Source organism: Caballeronia sp. (genome assembly GCF_028292365.1).
Taxonomy (GTDB): Bacteria; Pseudomonadota; Gammaproteobacteria; order Burkholderiales; family Burkholderiaceae; genus Caballeronia.
Map to the genome: position 1 here is coordinate 1 of NZ_JAQGMM010000427.1, position 4107 is coordinate 4107.

Consider the following 4107-nt stretch of genomic DNA (forward strand, 5'->3'; position numbering starts at 1 on the left):
ACGCGAAGGAAGTCGAGCCACAAGACGCTTGGTGCGAGCGGCATCACAAGCGAAACGAGCGTCATGACGAACATGCCGATGAAGAAGATTTTCTTGCGGCCATAGTGATCGGCAAGTGCACCCGCCACCATCAGGGTACTGCCGCAGGCGAGCATGAAGGCATTGGTGATCCATGACAGCGCAACGGTCCCTCCCGGAAGGTCTCGACCGATGAAGGTTTGGGCGGCAGGCCCCGCCGAAAGACTTAAAGGCAGGCTGATGCAGGCCAAAATCACCGCGATGAGAACAAGGATTTTGGCGCGCGTGGTCCGCGGCACTGTTGGGGAAACATTCGTGGAGCGCTGGTGCATCGATAAGATTCCCTAAGGTTCATGCGATACAGGAGAGGCGCAACGGGCTTGTCCTGATTCTGAGGATGAGCAAATCCTAGGGGTGTCTGCGTTATGGATAAAGGAAGACAATGCGAATTCATCTGTCGGGAAATACGAATAATGAAAAACGGGTGCGAATAACCCTCTTGCGAGCTCCAATTTTCTCGGCGATCGCGGTGGCGACATCGATGGTGAAGCGGGTGCGGTTTTTGATCGAGCCGTTGTGATTGATGTTGGAGACCGGTAGGGAATAGCATCGGTTCTCTCGCTTCGATATATCTGCATTCCTAAGCATGTTTGCGAATCGTTATACAAGGTAGCGCCGATGTCATCGCCAATCACCGTCGGCACGCGCTAAAGGCCGGTGTCCCCGAGGCGGCGGTTATCGCAATCCTCTCGAGAATCGGCGGCCCGCACCAGTCGACGGACGCCTTTTGCGTGATCGACGCTGCGCTTCGATCAAACTAATGCCGGATTGGGGCAAAGGCTCAGGAAGTTTTCTTTCCCCATGCCGGGACGGCGCTATCGGAGCAACCAGGTCTTCGCGCGGTTCGGACGGGCGTGCAGGGAAAGGTTCTGACCATTCGACGGGGCAGGGCTTCGCCTCAGTTTCGACGTTGCGAAACGCAATTTCCAGTCGCGGTTCGAACGGAGGGATGTCGAAACGCAAAAAACAAAAAACCCCGTAATCACAAGAATTGACGGGGTTTTCCGGACTTCTTCGGATTGCTCCGAATTTGAATCTTGGTGCCCAAGAGAGGACTCGAACCTCCACGCCTCGCGGCGCATGGACCTGAACCATGTGCGTCTACCAATTCCGCCACCTGGGCAAGGTGCGTGTGCAGCAAAGAACGCAATTATAGCCGGGCGTATCGCGCTGTCAAGCATTTTGAGACCGAAACTGAAACGCGGCTCCGAGCCATTACCCATATGGCTTGCGAGCCGATGTGGCCCGGTTGGCGGGTGTTAGAATGGTTCGCAAACTATTCGTGAACGAACCGGAACAACGTTAAGTGCAACGTCCCGGCAACGCGCCGATCCAGTCCCGGGCGGGATTGGAAAGTAAAGCTGGGATGGGATTGCCGACGGGTAATCCCCCATTAACCGCGACATTCAGTTAGACGAGAAGAGATCATCGATAAGCCCTTGAACAAATATCCGTATCCGATTCCGAGCCGCGAAGAAATTCTCGGCGTGTTGCGCACGAGCGAAGCTCCGCTCGCTGCGAACGACATCGCCGAAGCTCTGTCGATCAAGCGCCAGGAGCGCGAGGGATTTTTCAAGCGATTGGGAGCCATGGAGCGAGACGGCCAGGTCCGTCTCGACAAACGCGGCTATTACCAACTCACGCATCCCTCGAACTTCGTTGCCGGCCGCGTTCAGGGCCATCGCGACGGCTTCGGCTTCCTGATTCGCGACGACGGCCAGGATGACCTGTTCCTGCCCAACGGCGAAATGCAGAAGGTCATGCATAACGACCGCGTGCTCGCGCGTATTGTCGGGTATGACCGCCGCGGGCGGCCTGAAGGCCATATCGTGGAAGTCACGGACCGTGCGAATAAACGCATCATCGGCCGGCTGATCAGCGAGAACGGCGCGCTGATCCTCGTGCCCGAAGACAAGCGCATTGGCCACGACATTCTGATCACGCAGAATCCGAAGAAGGCGAAAGTGGGGCAAGTGGTATCGGTGGATCTCACCGACTTCCCGAGCCGCCATTCGCAGCCGCTCGGACGCGTGGCGGAAGTGATCGGGGACATTGACGATCCGGGCATGGAGATCGAGATCGCGGTCCGCAAATACGGCGTGCCGCACGAGTTCAGCGACCGCGCGCTCGAGCAGGCGTCGAAACTGCCGGACGAAGTGCGCCCCGTCGATATCCGGCATCGCGTGGATTTGCGCGATGTGCCGCTCGTCACCATCGACGGCGAAGACGCCCGCGACTTCGACGACGCCGTGTATTGTGAGCCCATGACGGTCGGCCGCGGCACGGGCTTTCGTTTATTGGTCGCGATTGCCGACGTCTCGCATTACGTGCGCCCGAACGAGGCGCTGGATGTCGATGCGCTCGATCGCAGCACGTCGGTGTATTTTCCGCGCCGCGTGATTCCCATGCTGCCGGAGAAGTTATCGAATGGGCTGTGTTCGCTGAATCCGCAAGTGGATCGTTGTGTGCTCGTATGCGACATGGTGATCACCGCGCGCGGCGAGATCAAGGCGTACCAGTTCTATCCGGCCGTGATGCATTCGGCGGCCCGCTTGACGTATACGGAAGTTGCTTCGGTCCTGACCAACACCAAGGGACCGGAAGCCGCGAAGCGCGCCGATCTGCTGCCGCAATTGCAGAACCTGTATGGCGTCTACAAGTCGCTGCACGCGGCGCGCCAGAAGCGTGGTGCGATCGATTTCGATACAACCGAGACGTACATCGTCTGCAATGCGCAGGGCAAGATCGAGCAGATCGTGCCGCGGCATCGCAATGACGCGCATCGGTTGATCGAGGAATGCATGCTGGCCGCGAACGTGTGCGCCGCTGACTTCCTCAAGCGCCACAAACACCCTGGGTTGTATCGCGTGCACGCGGGGCCGACGCCCGAAAAGCTGGAAAACCTGCGGGCGTTCTTGCGTGGTGTCGGCTTGTCGCTGGGTGGCGGGGAGAAGCCGCATGCAAGCGATTACGCCGCGCTCATGGCCATGGTTCGCGACCGGCCGGATGCACAGATGTTGCAGAGCATGGTGCTGCGCTCCATGCAGCAAGCCGTCTACAGCCCGGACAACATTGGTCACTTCGGGCTCGCGTACGAAGCGTATGCGCACTTCACCAGCCCGATTCGCCGATACCCCGACTTGCTCACGCATCGCGCGATCTACGCCATCCTGCAGGGCAAGAAGTATCAGCCCGAGGTTGGCCACGACATCACGCTCAGCACGGGTCTGACGAAGGCCGCGCGGGCCATGCAGAAATCCGACGACGAATCGCGCAGCCGTCAGCGCAACAACGTCGCGATCTGGGAAGAACTCGGGCTGCATTGTTCGTCGAATGAACGCCGTGCGGACGAAGCGTCGCGCGACGTGGAAGCCTGGCTCAAGTGCTATTTCATGCGCGACAAGCTTGGCGAGGAATATGGCGGCATGGTGAACGGCGTGACAACGTTCGGGATCTTCGTGCAACTGGATTCGCTGTTTATCGAAGGGCTGGTGCATATCACCGAGCTCGGCGCCGACTACTTCCAGTACGACGAGATCAAGAACGAACTGCGCGGCGAACGCACAGGCATTCGCTACCGTATGTCGGACCGGGTGCGCGTGCAGGTCAGCCGTGTCGATCTGGATTCACGCAAGATCGACTTCCGGTTGGTTCGCGACACACCCGTCAAGCCGCCAGGACGGACCTCGGCGCCTGCCGTCGAGCACTCCGCCTTGAATGGCGCGGGTGTGGGCGCGGGACCGCGTGTGCGGCCATTCCCGTCTGACGAAGGCAGCAGCGTGAATAGCCGGCGGCGTGACCGCGGCGGCAAGAAGGCGGCGGCACAGGCTTTGGGCAAGGCAGCCGCAGCGGCTCTGCCGCCTACTATCGCCAAGGACGTAGCAGTGGCGAAGAAACGCGGCGCGGCGCCGAAGGTGGCGGCCAAGAGTCACCCGCCACGAAAGAAGCGCTGAGGCGCGCGGTAGCGACGAAGGCGACGCGCCTCAGTTTGAAATGCGCGGCCCGATGCATCACGCACCGGGCCGCGTT

At 59.9% G+C, this 4107-nt stretch carries 2 protein-coding genes and 1 tRNA gene; 1 reads left to right on the forward strand and 2 read right to left on the reverse strand.

Annotation, left to right across the window (positions count from 1 at the left end):
- On the reverse strand, positions 1–350 hold a 350-nt coding region (locus tag JWR14_RS25455), incomplete at its 3' end, for an MFS transporter (RefSeq protein ID WP_299713849.1).
- A 766-nt stretch (positions 351–1116) separates the two neighbouring features.
- A tRNA-Leu gene (locus JWR14_RS25460) sits at positions 1117–1201 on the reverse strand.
- A 316-nt stretch (positions 1202–1517) separates the two neighbouring features.
- Here JWR14_RS25460 and rnr point away from each other — a divergent pair.
- Entirely contained in the window at positions 1518–4031 is a 2514-nt protein-coding gene (gene rnr, locus JWR14_RS25465; protein WP_299713851.1) for a ribonuclease R, read from the forward strand.
- Positions 4032–4107: the final 76 nt, after the last annotated feature.